Source organism: Brevibacillus parabrevis, from assembly GCF_022701015.1.
Classification (GTDB): domain Bacteria; phylum Bacillota; class Bacilli; order Brevibacillales; family Brevibacillaceae; genus Brevibacillus; species Brevibacillus parabrevis.
This window is the reverse complement of the sequence record NZ_CP064090.1, coordinates 615001-634598: the sequence shown is the minus strand read 5'-3', so window position 1 is coordinate 634598 and position 19598 is coordinate 615001. Positions and strand designations below refer to the sequence as shown.

32 protein-coding genes (1 of these 32 running past the window's edge) are annotated in these 19598 nt (G+C 49.3%); 30 read left to right on the top strand and 2 right to left on the bottom strand.

Features of this window, described 5'->3' with window-relative positions:
- Positions 1-38: 38 nt before the first annotated feature.
- The 27 genes from rplN (at position 39) to IRJ17_RS02895 (ending at position 16382) form a co-directional block, all read left to right on the top strand.
- Positions 39-407, top strand: a complete 369-nt coding sequence (gene rplN, locus IRJ17_RS03025) for a 50S ribosomal protein L14 (protein ID WP_005828835.1) — start codon at positions 39-41, stop codon at positions 405-407.
- A gap of 49 nt (positions 408-456) precedes the next feature.
- Positions 457-771 (top strand): 50S ribosomal protein L24, encoded by a 315-nt coding sequence (gene rplX / locus IRJ17_RS03020; protein WP_005828833.1) that lies wholly within the window; start codon positions 457-459, stop codon positions 769-771.
- Positions 772-797: 26 nt separating this feature from the next.
- The gene (gene rplE, locus IRJ17_RS03015) at positions 798-1340 is read left to right on the top strand and encodes a 50S ribosomal protein L5 (protein ID WP_063231103.1); all 543 of its coding nucleotides are present in this window, start codon (positions 798-800) and stop codon (positions 1338-1340) included.
- A 24-nt stretch (positions 1341-1364) separates the two neighbouring features.
- Positions 1365-1550: a type Z 30S ribosomal protein S14 gene (locus tag IRJ17_RS03010; protein WP_005828830.1), complete on the top strand. Its 186-nt coding sequence runs from the start codon at positions 1365-1367 to the stop codon at positions 1548-1550.
- Between the two features lie 27 nt (positions 1551-1577).
- Positions 1578-1976, top strand: coding sequence for a 30S ribosomal protein S8 (rpsH, locus tag IRJ17_RS03005; protein WP_047074701.1), 399 nt, complete (start codon positions 1578-1580; stop codon positions 1974-1976).
- Between the two features lie 35 nt (positions 1977-2011).
- Entirely contained in the window at positions 2012-2548 is a 537-nt protein-coding gene (gene rplF / locus IRJ17_RS03000) for a 50S ribosomal protein L6 (RefSeq protein ID WP_063231102.1), read from the top strand.
- Positions 2549-2580: 32 nt separating this feature from the next.
- Complete coding sequence (rplR, locus tag IRJ17_RS02995) at positions 2581-2943, top strand: 50S ribosomal protein L18 (RefSeq protein ID WP_063231101.1); 363 nt, start codon at positions 2581-2583, stop codon at positions 2941-2943.
- A gap of 18 nt (positions 2944-2961) precedes the next feature.
- Complete coding sequence (gene rpsE, locus IRJ17_RS02990; RefSeq protein ID WP_047074695.1) at positions 2962-3459, top strand: 30S ribosomal protein S5; 498 nt, start codon at positions 2962-2964, stop codon at positions 3457-3459.
- 16 nt (positions 3460-3475) lie between these two features.
- A complete protein-coding gene (gene rpmD, locus IRJ17_RS02985; RefSeq protein ID WP_007716270.1) occupies positions 3476-3661 on the top strand; it encodes a 50S ribosomal protein L30 in 186 nt (61 codons plus the stop codon).
- Between the two features lie 33 nt (positions 3662-3694).
- The gene (rplO, locus tag IRJ17_RS02980; protein ID WP_007716272.1) at positions 3695-4135 is read left to right on the top strand and encodes a 50S ribosomal protein L15; all 441 of its coding nucleotides are present in this window, start codon (positions 3695-3697) and stop codon (positions 4133-4135) included.
- A complete protein-coding gene (gene secY, locus IRJ17_RS02975) occupies positions 4135-5430 on the top strand; it encodes a preprotein translocase subunit SecY (RefSeq protein ID WP_122966799.1) in 1296 nt (431 codons plus the stop codon). The genes rplO and secY overlap by 1 nt, the downstream gene beginning before the upstream one ends.
- Positions 5431-5491: 61 nt before the next feature.
- Positions 5492-6136: an adenylate kinase gene (locus IRJ17_RS02970; protein WP_063231099.1), complete on the top strand. Its 645-nt coding sequence runs from the start codon at positions 5492-5494 to the stop codon at positions 6134-6136.
- A 7-nt stretch (positions 6137-6143) separates the two neighbouring features.
- The gene (map, locus tag IRJ17_RS02965; RefSeq protein ID WP_242773175.1) at positions 6144-6890 is read left to right on the top strand and encodes a type I methionyl aminopeptidase; all 747 of its coding nucleotides are present in this window, start codon (positions 6144-6146) and stop codon (positions 6888-6890) included.
- A gap of 117 nt (positions 6891-7007) precedes the next feature.
- The gene (infA, locus tag IRJ17_RS02960) at positions 7008-7226 is read left to right on the top strand and encodes a translation initiation factor IF-1 (protein ID WP_003333772.1); all 219 of its coding nucleotides are present in this window, start codon (positions 7008-7010) and stop codon (positions 7224-7226) included.
- 34 nt (positions 7227-7260) lie between these two features.
- Positions 7261-7374 carry a 50S ribosomal protein L36 gene (rpmJ, locus tag IRJ17_RS02955; RefSeq protein ID WP_003333770.1) on the top strand — a complete coding sequence of 38 codons (114 nt, stop codon included), beginning with the start codon at positions 7261-7263 and terminating at the stop codon, positions 7372-7374.
- 21 nt (positions 7375-7395) lie between these two features.
- Positions 7396-7764, top strand: a complete 369-nt coding sequence (rpsM, locus tag IRJ17_RS02950) for a 30S ribosomal protein S13 (protein WP_063231098.1) — start codon at positions 7396-7398, stop codon at positions 7762-7764.
- A gap of 16 nt (positions 7765-7780) precedes the next feature.
- The gene (gene rpsK / locus IRJ17_RS02945; RefSeq protein WP_005828803.1) at positions 7781-8182 is read left to right on the top strand and encodes a 30S ribosomal protein S11; all 402 of its coding nucleotides are present in this window, start codon (positions 7781-7783) and stop codon (positions 8180-8182) included.
- A gap of 156 nt (positions 8183-8338) precedes the next feature.
- On the top strand, positions 8339-9283 hold the full coding sequence (locus IRJ17_RS02940; protein WP_005828801.1) for a DNA-directed RNA polymerase subunit alpha: 945 nt from the start codon (positions 8339-8341) through the stop codon (positions 9281-9283).
- A gap of 127 nt (positions 9284-9410) precedes the next feature.
- Positions 9411-9770 (top strand): 50S ribosomal protein L17, encoded by a 360-nt coding sequence (gene rplQ, locus IRJ17_RS02935; RefSeq protein WP_063231097.1) that lies wholly within the window; start codon positions 9411-9413, stop codon positions 9768-9770.
- A gap of 181 nt (positions 9771-9951) precedes the next feature.
- Positions 9952-10803: an energy-coupling factor transporter ATPase gene (locus IRJ17_RS02930; protein ID WP_242773172.1), complete on the top strand. Its 852-nt coding sequence runs from the start codon at positions 9952-9954 to the stop codon at positions 10801-10803.
- A complete protein-coding gene (locus tag IRJ17_RS02925) occupies positions 10779-11651 on the top strand; it encodes an energy-coupling factor transporter ATPase (RefSeq protein ID WP_173599893.1) in 873 nt (290 codons plus the stop codon). The genes IRJ17_RS02930 and IRJ17_RS02925 overlap by 25 nt, the downstream gene beginning before the upstream one ends.
- Positions 11652-11653: 2 nt before the next feature.
- A complete protein-coding gene (locus tag IRJ17_RS02920) occupies positions 11654-12451 on the top strand; it encodes an energy-coupling factor transporter transmembrane component T family protein (RefSeq protein ID WP_122966796.1) in 798 nt (265 codons plus the stop codon).
- The gene (gene truA / locus IRJ17_RS02915; protein ID WP_122966795.1) at positions 12448-13182 is read left to right on the top strand and encodes a tRNA pseudouridine(38-40) synthase TruA; all 735 of its coding nucleotides are present in this window, start codon (positions 12448-12450) and stop codon (positions 13180-13182) included. The genes IRJ17_RS02920 and truA overlap by 4 nt, the downstream gene beginning before the upstream one ends.
- Positions 13183-13434: 252 nt before the next feature.
- A complete protein-coding gene (rplM, locus tag IRJ17_RS02910; protein ID WP_005828789.1) occupies positions 13435-13872 on the top strand; it encodes a 50S ribosomal protein L13 in 438 nt (145 codons plus the stop codon).
- A 20-nt stretch (positions 13873-13892) separates the two neighbouring features.
- Positions 13893-14285, top strand: a complete 393-nt coding sequence (gene rpsI, locus IRJ17_RS02905) for a 30S ribosomal protein S9 (RefSeq protein WP_005828788.1) — start codon at positions 13893-13895, stop codon at positions 14283-14285.
- A gap of 165 nt (positions 14286-14450) precedes the next feature.
- On the top strand, positions 14451-15167 hold the full coding sequence (cwlD, locus tag IRJ17_RS02900; RefSeq protein WP_267901874.1) for an N-acetylmuramoyl-L-alanine amidase CwlD: 717 nt from the start codon (positions 14451-14453) through the stop codon (positions 15165-15167).
- A gap of 111 nt (positions 15168-15278) precedes the next feature.
- A complete protein-coding gene (locus tag IRJ17_RS02895; RefSeq protein ID WP_122966794.1) occupies positions 15279-16382 on the top strand; it encodes a P-loop NTPase in 1104 nt (367 codons plus the stop codon).
- A gap of 54 nt (positions 16383-16436) precedes the next feature.
- Here the strand turns inward: IRJ17_RS02895 and gerD are convergent, their stop codons facing one another.
- Positions 16437-17069 (bottom strand): spore germination lipoprotein GerD, encoded by a 633-nt coding sequence (gene gerD / locus IRJ17_RS02890; RefSeq protein WP_122966793.1) that lies wholly within the window; start codon positions 17067-17069, stop codon positions 16437-16439.
- A 125-nt stretch (positions 17070-17194) separates the two neighbouring features.
- Between gerD and IRJ17_RS02885 the strand changes: the two genes are divergently transcribed.
- Positions 17195-17782 carry a KinB-signaling pathway activation protein gene (locus IRJ17_RS02885; RefSeq protein WP_122966792.1) on the top strand — a complete coding sequence of 196 codons (588 nt, stop codon included), beginning with the start codon at positions 17195-17197 and terminating at the stop codon, positions 17780-17782.
- 52 nt (positions 17783-17834) lie between these two features.
- On the opposite strand, the gene pdaB is transcribed toward IRJ17_RS02885, so the two are convergent.
- Entirely contained in the window at positions 17835-18605 is a 771-nt protein-coding gene (gene pdaB, locus IRJ17_RS02880) for a polysaccharide deacetylase family sporulation protein PdaB (protein WP_122966791.1), read from the bottom strand.
- 126 nt (positions 18606-18731) lie between these two features.
- On the opposite strand from pdaB, the gene IRJ17_RS02875 reads away from it, so the two are divergent.
- Together IRJ17_RS02875 and IRJ17_RS02870 are read left to right on the top strand one after the other, a co-directional pair.
- Entirely contained in the window at positions 18732-19385 is a 654-nt protein-coding gene (locus tag IRJ17_RS02875) for a stage II sporulation protein M (RefSeq protein ID WP_217023405.1), read from the top strand.
- Between the two features lie 114 nt (positions 19386-19499).
- On the top strand, positions 19500-19598 hold the start of the coding sequence (locus IRJ17_RS02870) for a hypothetical protein (protein ID WP_007787097.1). 135 nt of this gene lie beyond the right edge of the window; the window shows 99 of its 234 coding nt (coding positions 1-99); the start codon lies at positions 19500-19502; its stop codon lies beyond the right edge, outside the window.

Sequence of the window (19598 nt, the reverse complement as noted above, 5' to 3'; positions counted from 1 at the left end):
AGATTTTCGGATATCAAATCCGAAAGGAGGAACAGTAAATGATCCAAACTCAGACGAGATTGGCTGTTGCTGACAACTCCGGTGCAAAGGAACTCATGTGCATCAAGGTTCTGGGTGGTTCCGGTCGCAAAACGGCGAACATCGGTGATGTTATCGTGTGCTCCGTAAAATCCGCTACACCCGGCGGCGTTGTCAAGAAAGGTCAAGTAGTTAAAGCAGTTGTAGTTCGTACTGTAAGTGGCGTTCGTCGTCAAGATGGTTCTTACATTCGTTTTGATGAAAATGCAGCTGTAGTCATCAAAGAAGATAAGTCCCCACGTGGTACTCGTATCTTTGGACCAGTAGCTCGTGAGCTCCGCGACAAAGATTTCATGAAGATCATCTCTCTGGCTCCAGAGGTTATCTAATTGAACGGAAAAACTCAGGCAGTTTGTTCGATAGGAGGTGCACCAAGCGATGCACGTTAAAAAAGGCGACACTGTTATCGTAATTGCGGGCAAAGATAAAGGCAAAAAAGGTCGCGTTCTCGCTGCTTATCCGAAGAAAGAACGCGTACTGGTTGAAGGTATCAACCTCGTGAAGAAACACAGCCGTCCGTCCCAAGCTAACCCGCAAGGTGGCATTGTGACTCAAGAAGCAGCGATTCACGTTTCCAACGTATCTTTGATCGATCCGAAGTCCGGAAAAGCTACTCGCATCGGTTACAAAGTTTTGGATAACGGTAAGAAAGTACGGTATGCGAAAAAGTCTGGCGAAGTACTCGACAAGTAGTCAGGTTGGAAAGGAGGATATCCTAGATGGCAACAAGATTGAAAGAAAAGTACACTAACGAAATCGTGCCTGGTTTGATGAGCAAGTTCAACTACACTTCCATCATGCAAGTGCCGAAAGTAGAAAAGATCATCATCAATATGGGTGTTGGCGAAGCGGTAGGCAACGCTAAATCCTTGGATACTGCGGTTGAAGACCTGCAAATTATCGCTGGTCAAAAGCCTGTAGTAACTCGCGCTAAGAAGTCCATCGCTGGCTTCAAATTGCGTGAAGGTATGCCGATCGGTGCGAAGGTTACCCTGCGCGGCGAGCGTATGTACCACTTCCTCGACAAATTGATGAACGTATCTCTCCCGCGTGTTCGTGACTTCCGTGGAATTTCTTCCAAGGCATTTGACGGTCGCGGTAACTACACACTTGGTCTGAAGGAACAACTGATCTTCCCTGAGATCGAGTACGATAAAATCGACAAAGTTCGCGGTATGGACATCGTAATTGTTACTTCCGCGAAAACGGATGAGGAAGCTCGTGAGTTGCTGACTCAAATGGGTATGCCATTCCGTAAATAAACCCACTCGTAAGGAGGGAAGAATGTGGCAAAGAAATCTATGATCATCAAGCAACAGCGGCAGCCGAAGTTTGCAGTACGCGCGTACACTCGTTGCGAGCGTTGCGGACGTCCTCACTCCGTATTGCGCAAATTCAAACTCTGCCGTATTTGCTTCCGTGAACTTGCTTATAAAGGTCAAATTCCAGGCGTGAAAAAAGCAAGCTGGTAATTTGAAACGGGAAGGAGGTTTTCTCTCATGGTTATGACTGATCCAATCGCAGATATGTTGACACGTATTCGTAACGCCAACATGGTTCGCCACGAGAAAGTGGAAATCCCGGCGTCCACCATCAAGAAGGAAATCGCGCGCATTCTGAAAGAAGAAGGCTTCATCCGCGATGCGGAGTTTGTTGAAGACAACAAACAAGGAATCATCCGCGTATTCCTGAAATATGGTGCGAACAACGAGCGCGTCATCACAGGTCTGAAACGTATCTCCAAACCAGGACTTCGTGTTTATGCAAAAAACAATGAAGTACCTAAGGTTTTGGGTGGCCTCGGTTGCGCGATCATCTCTACATCCACTGGCGTTATGACTGACAAGCAAGCTCGTCAAGCTCATGTTGGTGGAGAAGTTCTTGCATACGTTTGGTAATCAACAGAATGTAAAAAGCACAGGAGGTGCACCACATGTCTCGTGTCGGTAGAAAACCGATCGTGGTACCTGCAGGCGTTACCCTCACTCTGAACGGAACTGAGCTGACGGTAAAGGGCCCTAAGGGTCAACTCGTTCGTAACTTCCATGAAGATATTAAAATCAACATCGCTGAAAACGAAGTAGTAGTAGAGCGTCCAAGCGATAACAAACTTCACCGTTCCCTGCACGGTACAACTCGTGCGCTTGTTGCCAACATGGTAAAAGGCGTATCCGAAGGCTTCACTCGTACCTTGGAACTGGTCGGTGTAGGTTACCGTGCTGCCAAAACTGGCAACGGCGTTACTCTTTCTCTTGGTTTCTCCCACCCAGTGGAAGTTACTCCAGAAGCGGGTATCGAAATCGATGTACCAAACCAAACCACTCTGGTGGTTAAAGGCATCAACAAAGAGCGCGTAGGTCAAGTTGCTGCTGAAATTCGTTCGCTGCGTAAACCCGAGCCTTACAAAGGTAAAGGTATTAAGTACAGTGATGAAGTGGTTCGTCGTAAAGAAGGTAAAAAAGGTAAATAAGCTTCTAGCTTCATGAGAAAGGAGGCCGCTTAATGTTTACGAAAGCTGATAAAAACAAAGCTCGGAAAAAACGTCACCTGCGTATCCGCAAACGTGTGATTGGTACTGCCATTCGCCCACGTCTGAACGTATTCCGTTCTTCTAAGCACATCTACGCTCAACTGATTGATGATGCAACTGGCGTAACACTGGCATCTGCATCTTCTTTGGATAAAGAGCTGGGCCTGAAAAATGGCGCTAACGTGGAAGCTGCTACAGCTGTTGGCACACTGATCGCTAAGCGTGCACAAGAAAAAGGTGCGACTGAAGTGATTTTTGACCGCGGTGGTTACATCTATCATGGACGTATTAAAGCACTGGCAGAAGCAGCTCGTGAAGCTGGTCTGCAATTCTAACAACAAGGAGGGTAAGGAATGCGTATCGACCCTAGCAAATTAGAGCTCGAAGAAAAAGTAGTCGCTGTTAACCGCGTAGCTAAAACGGTTAAAGGTGGACGTCGTATGAGCTTCAGCGCCCTGGTTGTTGTGGGAGACCGTAACGGCCACGTAGGTGCTGGTATGGGTAAAGCTCAAGAAGTTCCAGACGCCATTCGCAAAGCGATTGACGACGCTAAGAAAAAATTGATCCGTGTACCGATGAGAGGAACAACTGTTCCACACGAAGTTATGTGCCAATTCGGTGCTGGTAAAGTTCTCATCAAACCTGCTGCCCCTGGTACAGGTGTTATCGCCGGCGGACCTGTTCGTGCCGTACTCGAACTGGCTGGTGTAGGCGATATCTTGAGTAAGTCTCTTGGTTCCAACAATCCTATCAACATGGTCAACGCTACGCTGGAAGGCCTTGGTCGCCTGAAAACAGCGGAAGATGTCGCGAAATTGCGCGGTAAGACTGTTGACGAGTTGTTGGGTTAATAAGGAGGGAATGAACATGGCAAAATTGCAAATCACCCTCAAACGTAGCCTGATCGGTCGCACTGTAGACCAACAAGATACTGTAAAAGCTCTTGGTCTTCGCAAAATCAACTCCACTGTAGTGAAGGAAGACAACGCTGCAATTCGTGGAATGGTTTTCAAAGTGAAGCACTTGGTTGAAGTGAAAGAAGTAGAAGCATAATTGAACATCTCAATCAGTTAGGAGGTGCAACGTATGAAATTGCATGAACTGCAACCTGCAGAAGGATCCCGTCACACTCGTAAGCGCATCGGTCGCGGTATCGGTAGCGGTACTGGCAAAACTGCTGGTAAAGGTCACAAAGGTCAAAACGCTCGTTCCGGTGGCGGTGTACGCCCAGGTTTCGAGGGTGGTCAAAACCCATTGTACCGTCGTCTGCCTAAGCGTGGTTTCACTAACATCAGCCGCAAAGAATTTGCGATTGTTAGCCTGGACGCGCTGAACCGTTTCGAAGAGGGTACTGTAGTAACGCCTGAACTGTTGAAAGAAACAGGTGTTATCAGCGCGCTGCGCGACGGTGTTAAGGTTCTTGCTAACGGTGAACTGACTGTGAAGCTGACCGTTAAAGCTCACAAGTTCTCCGGAGCTGCTGCTGAGAAGATCGCTCAAGTCGGTGGAACAACCGAGGTGATCTAATGTTAGCGTCCTTAACTAACATTTTTAAGATTGGCGACTTACGTCGTAAGATCCTTTTTACTCTCATGATGTTGGTCGTCTTCCGGATCGGAAGCTTTGTACCCGTTCCTAACGTAAACGTCGAGCTGTTTCAGCAGAACACAAACCACTTGTTGGGCTTGTTGAACACCTTCTCTGGTGGAGCACTGCAAAACTTCTCGATTTTTGCCATGGGTATCATGCCATACATTACGGCCTCGATTATCATGCAGCTGATGTCGATGGATGTAGTGCCTAAGCTGACGCAATGGGCACGCGAAGGGGAAGTTGGCCGTCGCAAGATTGCTACTGTTACCCGTTACGCTACGATCATCCTCGGCTTGATTCAGTCTGTTGGTATGACGATCGGTTTTAATAATATGGCGCCTGGCTTGCTCAAGGACACTTCCGTTGGCAGCTATGCACTCATTGCGTTGACACTGACGGCTGGGACCGCATTCATGATGTGGATGGGGGAACAGATTACGGAAAAGGGTATCGGTAACGGGATTTCGATCCTGATCGTTGCTGGTATCGTCGCGAACATTCCACACGGAATCACGACGATTTACACTACGCAATTCGCTGACCCTTCTCAAAACGTATTCTTCAGCATCGTCAAAGTTGTGATCATTCTGCTGGTGATCCTCGCTATTATCGTCGGGGTTATCTTTATGCAGCAAGGGATTCGTAAAATTCCAGTGCAATACGCGAAGCGAGTGGTTGGACGTAAAATGTACGGTGGTCAATCCACACACATTCCACTGAAAATCAACTCTGCGGGTGTTATTCCTGTAATCTTTGCGGTCTCGCTCGTACTGTTCCCTTCGACAATCGCACAGTTCTGGGTGGATTCATCCGGTACAGGGTTCGCCAACTGGATCTATCGCAACTTCCAAGTCAATGAACCGTTGGGAATGACGTTGTACGCTATCTTGATTCTCGGGTTCACCTATTTCTACACATTTGTTCAGATCAATCCTGTGCAAATGGCAGAGAACATGAGAAAAAATGGCGGTTACATTCCTGGTATCCGACCCGGTAAAAACACTGAGGTTTACATTACTCGTACACTAAACCGCCTTACATTGGCTGGCGCTTTGTTCTTGATGGCAATTGCTATCTTGCCATTCTTCTTCAGTAAGCTGGCTAACTTGCCGCAGCAGATTTACATCGGCGGCACTTCACTCTTGATTGTGATCGGGGTAGCCCTTGATACAATGAAGCAGATCGAAAGCCAGATGATCAAACGCCACTACCAAGGGTTTATCAAGTAATGACTTAGATGTTTACAGAAAAGCCTCTGTAGCTTTTCTTTATGGGACGGAGGGAATGGACGTGAATATAATTCTGATGGGGCTGCCTGGTGCCGGTAAAGGAACACAGGCAGAACGTATCGTAAAAGAGTTTGATATCCCGCACATTTCGACTGGCGACATGTTCCGGGCTGCGGTTAAAAACGAAACGCCGCTCGGACTGCAAGCCAAATCCTTTATGGATAAAGGTTTGCTTGTTCCCGATGAAGTAGTCATCGGAATTGTGCGGGAGCGCCTCTCGATGGAAGACTGCGCAAAGGGTTTCCTGTTGGATGGATTTCCGCGCACAGTTCCACAGGCGGAAGCGTTGACAGCTACCGTAAAAGAGCTGGGACGCGAAATTGATCATGTGATTAATATCAACGTTCATCGCGAGCAATTGATTGAACGTCTGACCGGTCGCTGGATCTGCCCTGTATGTGGAGCTAGCTATCACACGATGTTCAATCCTCCAAAAGAGGCTGGCGTGTGTGACAAAGATGGTGGTAAGCTGTATCAGCGTGAAGATGACAAGATCGAAGTGGTAACACAACGTCTTGACGTCAACATCGCGCAGACTCAGCCACTCATCGACTACTACTCCGCACAGGAACTCCTGCGAGATATCAATGGGGAACAAGATATCCAGGTAGTGTTTGCGGAAATTAAGTCATTGCTAAGAGGGTAATTGCCGAATGATTATCCTGAAGTCGAAAGCAGAACTTGAGGTTATGCGCGAAGCTGGTCGTATCGTCGCACTCACCCATCAAGAACTGGCCAAGGCAATTAAGCCTGGTGTCACGACAAAGCAGCTAGACGAAATTGCCGAGACATTTATTCGCAGCATGGGAGCAGTTCCATCATTTAAAGGCTACGGTGGCTTTCCAGGTAGTATCTGTGCTTCAGTCAATGAAGAACTCGTACACGGGATCCCAGGGAAACGGGCGTTGCAAGAGGGAGACATCATCAGTATCGACATCGGTGCTCAGTTCCAAGGGTACCATGGAGACTCCGCTTGGACGTATCCGGTCGGCAAAATTTCAGCAGAGAATGAAAAGCTGTTGCGGGTAACGGAAGAATCGCTCTTCAAGGGGCTTGAAAAAGCTATTCCTGGTGGACGATTGTCTGATATCTCACATGCGATTCAAGTTCATGCAGAAGCTGCCGGCTTCACACTCGTCCGCGAGTATGTGGGGCATGGGATTGGGCAAAACTTGCACGAAGATCCGCAGGTTCCTAACTACGGTCCTCCTGATCGGGGGCCGAGGTTAAAACCAGGCATGGTGTTGGCAATTGAGCCAATGGTAAATGCCGGCGAACGTTATGTCCGCACATTGGAGGACAATTGGACGGTAGTAACATTGGATCGGAAAACATGTGCTCATTTTGAACACACCATCGCGATTACGGAAGATGGCTATGAGATTTTTACACGAACATAAAGCGGGAGTTCCGAGTGATTCGGGATTGTCGTCCAACGTGTCGACGATAAGTTCGTTGTGTGATCATTTCGCAAAACTCATGGTCCGACTGAAGAGCAGAAGAAAGGAGAGTTTACCATGGCAAAAGATGATGTAATTGAGGTAGAAGGCACAGTAATTGAGCCTTTGCCGAATGCTATGTTTCGAGTAGAATTGGAGAATGGACACAAAGTCCTTGCTCACGTGTCCGGAAAAATCCGCATGCACTTTATCCGTATCCTGCCGGGGGATAAAGTAACTGTTGAACTGTCGCCGTACGACTTGACCCGCGGACGTATTACGTACCGCTATAAATAGTAAGCAAAACCCCTAGAAAAGGGAGGCAAGAACCATGAAAGTGAGACCTTCGGTTAAACCGATCTGCGAGAAATGCAAGGTTATCCGTCGTAAAGGTAACGTAATGGTTATTTGTGAAAATCCTAAGCATAAGCAAAAACAAGGGTAAACAAGGAGGTGCTTCTGACACATGGCACGTATTGCAGGCGTAGACTTGCCGCGCGAAAAACGCGTTGAAGTTGCTCTTACCTACATTTTTGGTATTGGCCGCCCCACGTCTAAAAAAATTCTGTCTGCCACTGGCGTAGACGTGAACACTCGTGTTCGCGATCTGACAGAAGATGAAGTTAGCAAACTGCGTGAGTACATCGACAAAACCGTTAAGGTGGAAGGCGATCTCCGTCGTGAGATTTCCCTGAACATCAAACGTTTGATGGAAATCGGATGCTTCCGTGGAATCCGTCACCGTCGTGGACTGCCAGTTCGTGGTCAACGCTCTAAAACAAATGCTCGTACACGTAAAGGTCCACGTCGTACGGTAGCAAACAAGAAGAAGTAAAGGAGGGTAAACTGACATGGCGAAAAGAAAACAGGCTACAGCAACTCGTACCCGTCGTCGTGATCGTAAAAATGTTGAAGTCGGCGTAGCACATATCCGCTCTACTTTCAACAACACGATCGTAACCATTACAGATCCACACGGTAACGCGATCTCTTGGTCCAGCGCTGGTTCCCTCGGCTTCAAAGGCTCCCGTAAAAGCACTCCATTTGCTGCACAAATGGCTGCTGAAGCGGCTGCACGTGTTGCTATGGAACATGGCATGCGTTCCCTTGAAGTATCGGTAAAAGGCCCAGGTGCTGGTCGTGAAGCAGCGATCCGTTCCCTGCAAGCAACTGGTCTTGAAGTGAACATGATTAAAGACGTGACGCCAATTCCGCACAACGGTTGCCGTCCACCAAAACGTCGCCGCGTGTAACTGGTTTATATTGTTCAGAACATGTCCATACTAGAATGGTAAATTCTGATTTATAGCTTGTCATGCACGCAAACGGTAAACCGCCGGGGAAATTCCTGAGTGGGCACGTATGCGGCCCACCCAAGGATTTCGACGTTTTGAAGGAGGGTTTGTTTAATGATAGAAATAGAAAAACCAAAAATCGAGGTTGTGGAAGTAAGCGACGACAACTCGTATGGGAAATTTGTTGTAGAACCTCTGGAGCGCGGATACGGAACTACCCTTGGCAACTCGCTGAGACGAATTCTTCTTTCGTCCTTGCCAGGCGCGGCAGTTCGTACTGTTCAAATCGATGGGGTTCTTCACGAGTTCTCGACAGTGGAAGGCGTCGTTGAAGATGTAACCGAGATCATCCTGAACATCAAAGGCTTGGCGCTGAAGATCCATTCCGATGAAGAAAAAGTAATCGAGATCGATGCAGAAGGCGAAGGCGTTGTCAAAGCGGGAGATATCCGTGCTGACAGTGATGTGGAGGTCTTAAACCCTGATCTTCATATTGCAACGTTGGCCAATGGCGGTCGTCTGCATATCCGCATGACAGCTGGACGTGGTCGTGGTTATGTTCAATCAGATGGAAACAAATCCGAGGATCTGCCTATTGGTGTGATTCCGATTGATTCGATCTACACGCCGATCAAGCGCGTTAACTATCAAGTGGAAAATACCCGCGTAGGGCAAATGACCAACTATGATAAGTTGACACTTGAGGTTTGGACAAACGGCAGTATCAGTCCGGAAGAAGCCGTAAGTCTCGGCGCCAAAATCATGACGGAGCACTTGAACCTGTTTGTCGGTCTGACCGATGAGGCGAAAGATGCTGAAATCATGGTTGAAAAAGAGGAAGACAAAAAGGAAAAAGTTTTGGAGATGACTATCGAAGAGCTGGACCTTTCTGTTCGTTCCTACAACTGCTTGAAGCGTGCCGGTATCAACACCGTGCAAGAGCTGACGCAGAAGACCGAAGAGGACATGATGAAAGTGCGCAACTTGGGTCGCAAATCTCTGGAAGAAGTGCAGGAAAAGCTGGCTGAGCTGGGACTTTCCCTGCGTAGCGACGACTAGAGTAGCAATTCCAAAAGGCAAGCTTTTGTTCTCTCAAGTCAGTCCCTTTAGGGGGATTACAGATCTGGCTTCCCGACAGTAGAGGTTTCTACGTAGTGTTGCCAGCTTGAAAAGGGAGGTAAAGACAATGGCATACCGTAAATTGGGTCGTCGTAGTTCAGCTCGTAAAGCGTTGTTCCGCGACTTGGTAACTGACCTGATCATCAACGAGCGTATCGAAACTACAGAGATGAAGGCGAAAGAACTGCGCCCAATCGCTGAGAAAATGATCACGCTCGCGAAACGCGGCGATCTGCATGCTCGTCGTCAAGTGGCTGCTTACGTTCGTAAAGAAGTTGCGAACGCAGAAGGTCGCGATGCTGTACAAAAACTGTTCGATGAAATCGCGCCACGCTTCAAAGAGCGCAACGGTGGATACACTCGTATCCTGAAAGCCGGCCCTCGCCGCGGCGACGCTGCTCCAATGGCGTACATCGAATTCGTTTAATAGTGGATAGAAATTGGTCGTTTGACATTGGGAGCGAGACACAACCTCGGCACCGGTGGTAATTGACCGTGAAAAGGGTGGGGGCAGATCTGGTCATAGGCTGGACTCTGATTCAACCCTTTTTTTCTTTCTGTCTGGAGAAATCCTGCTGGTCTGTTGAAGGCTGGGGAGGAAACACCTCATGAATGAAGAGAGCCTGCTGGCACTGCAAGATGTTTCGTATTCCTACGATGGAGAGAATGGCAGTCACGTTCTTGTATTGAAGGATGTCGATCTGACCATTCAAAAAGGTTCCTTTGTGTCCGTACTGGGCCATAACGGGTCCGGCAAGTCTACGATGGCGAAGCTGATGAACGCCTTATTGCTTCCTGAAGGCGGGAGGGTACTTGTCGCTGGCATGGATACTGCCAAGGGAGAGATGGTCTGGGAGATACGCCGTCATGTAGGCATGGTCTTCCAAAACCCTGACAATCAGATTGTCGGGGCTACCGTGGAAGATGATGTCGCCTTCGGGCTTGAAAACATGGGGGTTGATCCCGAGCAGATGCGGCAGCGTATTGATGAGGCATTGGCTTCGGTAGGGATGGCAGCGTACTTGCTGGCACAGCCGCACCGCTTGTCAGGGGGACAAAAGCAGCGCGTGGCGATTGCCGGAATCATGGCAATGCGGCCATCGGTCATCATTTTGGATGAAGCGACAGCTATGCTGGACCCCCAGGGCAGACAGGAAGTGCTGCAACTGGTGAAGACCTTGAATCGTGACGAAGGGATTACCATCATCAATATTACGCATTTCCCGGATGAAGCGATCTACTCAGACCGGGTCGTCGTGATGAATGCCGGAGAAGTTCTGATGGAAGGAACGCCTGAAGAGGTGTTTAATCAGGTCGAGCGTTTGAAGAAAGTCGGACTGGATGTTCCATTCGCTGTCCGGGTTCGGCATGTGCTGGCTTCCAAAGGAATTGATCTCCCGTTTGTACTGCACCAAGAGGAGCTGGTGGAGCACGTATGCAGATTACTTTTGACCAGGTAAGCCATGTTTACGGAAAAGGAACACCGTTTGAGCGTATAGCCTTGCACGACATCTCGTTTACGATTCCATCGGGGGCTTTTGTAGGGATTATCGGGCAAACAGGCTCCGGCAAGTCGACATTGATCCAGCATTTGAACGGCTTGCTTTTGCCAAGCGCCGGGAAAATAACCTTGGGTGATACGGTAATCACCGCGAAGCAGCGATTGCCGCATGAGCAAAGGCGGGATATCGGTCTTGTTTTCCAGTACCCGGAACATCAATTGTTTGAGGAAACGGTAGCCAAGGATGTTGCCTTTGGGCCTTCAAACTTTGAATTGCCGGAAGCGATGGTGGATGCCAGGGTGCGGGAAGCTCTTGAGATCGTTGGTCTGGATTACGAAAAAGTCAAGGATCGCTCCCCGTTTCACATGAGCGGAGGGCAAATGCGGCGTGTAGCGCTGGCGGGTGTTCTGGCCATGCAGCCGAAAGTTCTCGTTTTGGACGAGCCGACAGCCGGTTTGGACCCAGAAGGGCGCAATTTGATCCTCGAAGCGATCTACCGCATTCATCAGGAGCAGAAGCTGACGACGCTCCTGGTCACTCACAGCATGGAAGAGGCGGCGAGGTATGCCGACTATATGCTCGTGCTCGCGCAGGGAAAAGTGGCTTTGCAGGGCAAGCCGGATGAAGTCTTCATGCAGGCAGAACGACTCCGCGAGCTGGCTATGGATGTGCCTGAGACGGTTGCGTTTGTGTCGAGGCTGAATCAGATGCTGCCGGACAAGGAAGGTCTGCCGAACTCCGTCTATCGGGAAGAAGAGTTGATTGCCCATCTGCTGGAACGTCTTTCCGTACCAAAGGAGGGCTAGGCATGCTGCAAAATATAGCCATTGGTCAATACGTACCTGGGCATTCCTTTTTACATCGCGCTGATCCGCGAAGCAAACTGCTCTTTATTATTCTTTTTGCCACGTTAGTCTTTTTGGCTAACAATGCGTTAACGTACGCGGTATTGATCGCTTTTACGCTGTATGCCGGACTGCTGTCCAGGCTTTCGCTTGGCTATATTCTGAAAAGCTTGAAGCCTGTCTGGATACTGATCGTGTTCACCATCGTCCTGCACATTTTCATGACCAAAGGCGGTACCGTCTACTTCCAGTGGGGCTGGTTTACTGTGGAGGAACGCGGGGTGCAGCAAGCAATCTTCATTTCCTTCCGTCTTGGGTTGCTGGTGATCATCAGTTCTTTGCTGACGCTGACTACCTCGCCCATCGATTTGACGGAGGGGCTTGAACGTCTGCTTGGCCCATTTGCCCGGATTGGCGTCCCTGTGCACGATATTGCCCTGATGATGTCGATTGCGATCCGTTTCATACCTACCTTGATGGAAGAGACGGACAAAATCATCAAGGCGCAGACTGCCAGAGGAGCCAACTTTACGAGTGGCAGCCTGATAAAACGCGCGCAGAATCTGATACCGATCGCGATTCCGCTGTTCGTCAGCGCGTTTCGCCGGGCAGAGGATCTTGCTCTCGCTATGGAAGCCAGAGGATATCGCGGAGGTGTCGGACGGACCCGACTGCACAAGCTTGCCTTTTCCTGGCGAGATGCAGGAATGGCCGTTGCAGGCGTTTTGCTGGCGATTACGATTGGATGGTGGCGAGCATGAGACGGCTGCGCTGTGTTTTAGGATACGACGGAACAGACTTCAGCGGCTTTCAGGTGCAGCCAGACCAGGTGACGGTGCAAGGGGAGATTGAAGCGGCGTTGACGAGAATTACGGGGGAATCGATCCAGATTCACGGCTCAGGACGAACGGACGCAGGCGTGCATGCACGCGGCCAGGTGATTCATTTTGATACGGGCAGCCATATTCCTTTGGATAAATGGCGATTCGTGCTGAATAACCAGTTGCCTGATGCCATCGTGATCCGCTCTGTGGAAGAGGTGGCAGAGTCCTTTCACGCCCGTTTTGACGTGCAGGTGAAGGAGTATCGGTATTGCATCGACAACAACCCTGCGCCGGATGTGTTTCGTCATCGCTATGCGGATCATATTCGTTTTCCGCTGGACGTTGCGGCCATGCAGCAAGCTGCCTGTCATTTGGTAGGAGAACATGACTTTACGTCATTTTGCTCAGCCAAAACGTTTGTCGAGGACAAGGTCCGCACGATTTACAGCCTGACAGTAGAGCGCAGCGGCGGCGAAGTATGGGTAACGTGCCGGGGCAATGGCTTTTTGTACAACATGGTGCGCATTATTGTGGGCACCTTGGTGGAAGTCGGGCAGGGCAAACGCCATCCCGATGAACTCAAAAAGATTCTTGCCGCACGCGATCGGGAAATGGCAGGGAAGACAGCGCCAGCCAAAGGTTTGACGATGTGGGAAGTCGTCTATTAACAGACAGATTTCCAACTATTAGACCAAGTGGAGGCACTTGACTACGAGACTGCGATGTAGTACGATATTCCTTGGTATTTTAACCCCGCCTAGCCCCACTCTAGCCCCGGGATTGAAAGACAAGATCGTGATTAATGGAACACCTGGAAGAGTTGCTCACCCGTAACAGCAATTATCTTCCATTGCAAGTTTCGGTTGTTTTGGTTATAAGTAGATGGACATGTAAAGGTAAGATATTTAGGAGGGACAAAAATGCGTACCACATATATGGCGAAACCGCTCGAAGTTGAGCGCAAATGGTACATCGTTGACGCAGAAGGCCAAACGCTGGGCCGTCTGGCAAGCGAAGTAGCTTCTATCCTGCGCGGCAAATTGAAACCTGAATTCACTCCTCACGTTGACGCTGGCGATTTCGTAATCGTAATCAACGCTGACAAAGTGAAACTGACAGGTAACAAGCTGCAAGACAAAATTTACTACACTCACTCCCTGTATCCAGGTGGTTTGAAAAAGACTACTGCTGGCGACATGCTGAACAAAAAACCAGCTCGTATGTTCGAACTGGCGGTAAAAGGTATGCTGCCTAAAAACAGCTTGGGACGTCAAATGTTCACTAAGCTGAAAGTTTACGCTGGTACTGAGCATCCACATGCAGCACAAAAACCAGAAGTTTGGCAAATTCGCGGTTAAGGTAAAGGGAGGAAATATACGTGGCACAAGTACAATACTACGGTACAGGTCGTCGTAAGCACTCCGTAGCACGTGTTCGCCTGGTTCCAGGTGAAGGTCGCATCGTGATCAACAAACGTGAAATGGATACTTACTTTGGTTTGGAAACACTGAAATTGATCGTAAAACAACCACTCGTTCTGACTGAGACTCTTGGTCGTTACGATGTACTGGTTAACGTAAACGGCGGCGGAACAACTGGCCAAGCTGGTGCAATCCGTCACGGCGTTGCTCGCGCTCTGCTGAAAGCAGATCCAGAACTGCGCGGCGCTCTGAAACGCGCTGGCTTCCTGACTCGCGACCCACGCATGAAAGAACGTAAAAAATACGGCTTGAAAGCTGCTCGTCGCGCACCTCAGTTCTCCAAACGTTAATTTTTGTTTGGCAAGGCTCTCGAACCTTTTTGGTTCGGGAGCTTTTTTGCATTTTGTCCCAGCGCATGATCAGCCTTTTGGTTCCAGGCTACTGACCTACGGAATATTTGTCCATGTTTGTCCATATGATGAAACGAGAGAATGGGACAAAGGGGACGATACGCCGTGACACGAAAAGGGGTAGGCTGGATACTGGCTTTCGCTTTACTGGTGGTGTTGTTCACCTACGAATCGCCGGACCGTTCGTCGTGGACGGCATGGTCATTGCCGTTGACCGGAACCGTTATTGCCATCGACCCGGGACACGGGGGCAAAGATGGCGGGGCTACGTCCAGTTCAGGCGATGTGGTGGAAAAAGAGGTGACGCTGGCAATCAGTATGTACTTGCGCGATTTTCTCCAGCAGTCAGGTGCATTTGTCATCATGACAAGGGAGGAAGACAAGGATCTCGCTTCACCGGAAGCTGATCGGGCCAAAAAAAGAAAGTCGGAAGATATCCGTAACCGGGTGAAACTGGTGAACGACAGCTCTCCCGATTTTCTGGTCAGCATCCATGTAAATTCGATTCCTTCGCCCAAGTGGTCGGGTGCGCAAACTTTTTACTCGCCGACTTTCAAAAAAAGCGGAGAGGTATCGTACCTGATTCAGGATGAGATCAAACGGGTGCTGGGCAATACCGATCGTGTTCCAAGCAAGACGAACAACGTGTTTTTGATTCGCGAGGTAAACTGCCCCGCGGTATTGGTCGAGGTTGGGTTTGTCAGCAATACGGAAGAGGCAAAACGGCTACAGAGCACGGAGTACCAAAAAGCTATGGCGAATGCGATTTACCAGGGGATTTTGCGGCAGTATTCCGGAGAAAAAGCGCCAATTGCACCTTGAGCGGGCGGCGACTGTGTGCCGCTCGTCTGAATGTGCTATAATGAACGCGCAAACTACCTTGTAAGAACGGTATGAAATCAATTGCCAAGACTATAGATGAGGTGAACAAGCATGTTGACCAGAGAACAAATTTTGGAAGCGCTGCGCGATGTAAAAGACCCTGAGATCAATCGCAGCCTGGTCGAGTTGAACATGATCAGAGACATACGTGTTGAAGGCGCTACAGTTAGCCTGACAGTCGTATTGACGATCTCCGGCTGTCCTCTCAAGGCCAAGATCGAAGACGACGTCATAGGGGCCGTTAAAGCGCTTGGAGCGGAGGAAGTACGTGTCCAGTTTGGCTCGATGACGGACGAGGAGCGTGCGGCTCTCAGCGCCCAGCTCCGCAATACTCAGGGAGGTCAAACCCACAACATGACGCCGGGACAAGCACCTCTGCTCAATCCGATTTTGGCCAAGGATTCGAACACGACCTTCATCGCGATTACTTCCGGTAAAGGCGGAGTTGGAAAATCGACAGTGACGGTCAACCTGGCAGTCGCGCTTGCCCGCCTGGGTAACAAGGTCGGGATTATCGATGCTGACATCTACGGCTTCAGCGTGCCTGACATGATGAACATCGACCAGCGTCCAACCGTTATCGGAGAAACAATCCTTCCGGTAGAAAAGCAAAACGTGAAGGTCATGTCCATGGGCTTCTTCGTAGAGGACAACTCGCCGATCATTTGGCGTGGACCGATGCTCGGCAAAATGCTGCGCAACTTCTTTACGGAAGTTCACTGGGGCGAAGAGCTGGACTACTTGCTGCTGGACTTGCCGCCAGGAACGGGTGACATGGCTTTGGATGTGCACACGATGATTCCGCAGAGCATGGAGATCGTTGTGACGACCCCACACGCTACGGCAGCCTTTGTAGCGGCGCGTGCCGGTGCGATGGCAAAGCGGACGGGACACGAGATTCTTGGCATCGTGGAGAACATGGCGTGGTACGAGGCGAAAGATGGTTCCAAAGAATACGTATTTGGACGCGGTGGCGGAGCGAAGCTGGCGGAGACACTGACTACCGAGCTTTTGGCGCAAATTCCGCTGGGACAACCTGAGAATCATCCGTCTGAACCAGATTACTCTCCATCTGTTTATCGCGAGGACAGCGCAATCGGGCAGCTGTATATGGATATGGCGAAACGCGTTATGGCAAAATGTGAACAGCAGTAAGCACAAAAGACAGGAAAAAGGTGGGCCCGCCCTTCGGGAGCTCACCTTTTTTTGTTAGGAAGAGGAGTCGCCAGAATCTCCACCGCTATCCCCGCCGCTTTTGCCTTTTTTCTTCGGTTTCAGTTCTTTCGGTTTGGTCATGTCTTCGGAGACTTTGGTCATTAGCTTCATCAACTCGGCTTGAAACAGCGGGCTTTGCAAAGACTCCTTCATGACCTGCATCGTTTGTTGGCGGTAAGCTGCGCTTTTCATCAAGTCCATGAGGTTTTTTTCGAACTCAGGGTCTTTCATTACGCTGATAAGCTGCTTTTGGTACTCGGGGTCTTTCATCAAGTCCTTCATCAAAGTTTTTTGCTCATCCTTCATTGATTTGGCCAAGGTGCTGGCGAATTTCGGATCTTTGAAGGCCTCCTTGATGTGGGGGCTGTTCGGATTGGTCATGCTTTGTATCAACGTGGTTCGAACAGTGGACTCGTCAATCATCAGGTTTTGCTTGAACTTCTCATCTTTCATCATTTTGCCAACAGATTGTTTGGCTTCGTCAGTCTGCAATATGTCCAGCACCATGTCTTTGACACTCTTATAATCAGGCTGAGACGAACTTTGCGCTTGTCCGCCGCTTGAGCAACTGGAAAGGACCAGACAGACAAATGCGGATAGCCAAAAAGACAATGCCTTCTTTCTCATGGGGTGGACACCTCCTTCTTTACTCTGCCTAAGAGTAACGTGCGCATTTTGTTTTGTTCTTACGCTAGTATTTTCTTGTATCCATTGGTACAATCATATTCGATGTGGAATGGAGGGAATGTTTGGTGAGTTTGCGAAAGTATGGCTGGCTCTTTGTCACCACGTTGCTCTTGGGTGGATTGGGCGGAGTCCTGGTCGCCTTTATTTTTGACTTGGACAAGCTGTTGGAAGGCAGCGCGGGCAACTTTTTTGTCGGCACGCTGATGTATCTTTTGTACGGGATGACCATTAGCATTGTGGCCCAAATGGGTTTTTTCGCCTATATGACGATTAATTATTTTGCCAAAACGATTTTCAAAACGCCGTCCATGTGGAAGAGCGTTCAAGTGTTTTTGATCCTCTTTGTCTTTTTTGATATGATTTACCTCCGTTACACGTCGCTTGGCGAAGGAAAAGGAATCGGGACATACTTTATCGAGCCGATCCTGCTCTTGATCGTTGCTTTGGCTACCGCTTACGGAAAAGTGAAGCTGACGAACAGAACGGCATGGATTCCCACGATGTTTTTCATGTTTGTGGTGACGTCACTGGAATGGATTCCAGCCTTGAAGGAAGACAACGTGCATGCGACCTTGTCCATGCTGGTTCCGTTGCTTTTTTGCAACGTATGGCAAGTGATGCATCTGCACCGCCTGGTAAAAAGAGAAAGCTGACCTCATCGAACATGAGTCAGCTTTTTGCTTTTTGTAGGGAGTAGTCTGGCGCTCAGTTGATTTCTTTACTCTGGATATTGGTGCCGGCGATCAGTTCGGACACCGTGACAAATTCGTATCCTTGCTTGCGCAGCTGGTCAATGATGATAGGGAGGGCAAGGTGTGTTTCCTTGGCCGAGTCACTGGCGTGCAGCAGGACGATATCGCCTGGGTGTGCTTTCGACAGGACGTTTTGAACAATGACATCCTTTTTCGGCTCGATCCAGTCTTTGGAGTCTGTATCCCATTGAACGACCGTGTAACCCAAACGGTTGGCGATTTCCAGAACCCGTTTATCAAAATCACCGTTTGGCATGCGCAAAAGCGTCGGCTTTTTCCCCGTCATCTCGGTCAGGATGGAATCGGCTTTGGTAATTTGCGTGCGAATTTCCTCGTCTGTATATTTGCTGTAGTTGTCGTGTTTATGACCGTGCGAGCCAATTTCCAGCCCGTCCTCCTTGATTCTCTTGACGATTTCCGGGTGGCGCTGACTCCAGGGGGAGGAGAGAAACAGAGTTGCTTTGTTCACATTTTTTTCTTTTAACACGTCGAGGATGGGGAGTGCGCGTGTTTCGCCCCAGCTGATGTCAAAGGTGAGGGCAATTTTTTTGTCTTTGGTATCCACCTTGTAGATGGCTTGGGGGCCTTGCTTATTGCCATTGCTGGAAAAAGCCGCAATCGTATCGCGCTCGGCATAGCCGATGCCCGCGGTTAGCAAAATGGCCGCAGCGATAATGAGAATTTGCTTCAAGCGCTGAGCGCTCACGACGTAAATAAATTTCATCGTTAGGCACCTCCTTTGTCCGATAACAGTTTATGCAGGGGAGACAAGGATATTCTTTGGCCTCGTGGCTATAGTTGAGGTACAATGCATATAGTGAAAGTAAGAGGCAGTAAAGGAGCGTGGCTCATGAAGAAAAAACTGCAGCGTCTGTGGTTTGATAACAAACGGTTTTTCTTGGCCGCTTGTCTTATTTTTCTCGGGGGCGGTTTAATTGGCTACTTCCAGGCTCCTGCGGTGGAAACCGTGGTGCAGAGCTTGATGGGACAATTGAAAGAAATAGCGGAGCGAATCAAAGAGAGCGGCGGGGGAGTGCTGGCTACGTTTTGGATGATTTTTTCCAACAATGTGCTCAGCTCCTTGATGATGATGGCTCTCGGGTTGTTTTTTGCATTCTTTCCCATAATTGGGATGCTGGCGAATGGCGTGCTGCTCGGATTCATCATCGCGAAGTACAGTGCTGCCGGAGTTGATCCATGGGTGATTTTTAGCGCGGGAATTTTGCCGCACGGGATATTTGAACTGCCAGCTGTGCTGTTTGCTGCTGGTATTGGGATCAGACTCGGTTTGCTCAGCTTGCGCTCTGTCGGTTTGCTGTTTGCGCCGCATAATGGGGAACGGGTGAAAAATGATTGGTATGACACCCTCAAGCAATTTCCAGTTGCCGTGTTGACTGTAATTGTCGCGCTCTTTATCGCAGCGGTCGTCGAGAGCTCGATTACGCCACTGATCCTCAAGGCAACACTCGGGGAGCAGCTGCAGCAATTAAACTTGCTGAAATAATTCTGATTTGCCAAGAAATTGAAGCCTTCCTAAACGGGAGGCTTTTTAATTTGAATAGGGTTGAATTGTGATGGAAAGGATAGAGGAGAGACTCGTAAGGCGGAGGCGATATCGTTGTTAGGGTTTTTGTTTAATGCCAAAGAAGTGCAAGAACTAGAGTATTTGCTGAAGCGGGAGCTGGAAGAAATGCTGCTCGACTTTAGCGACAAGCGA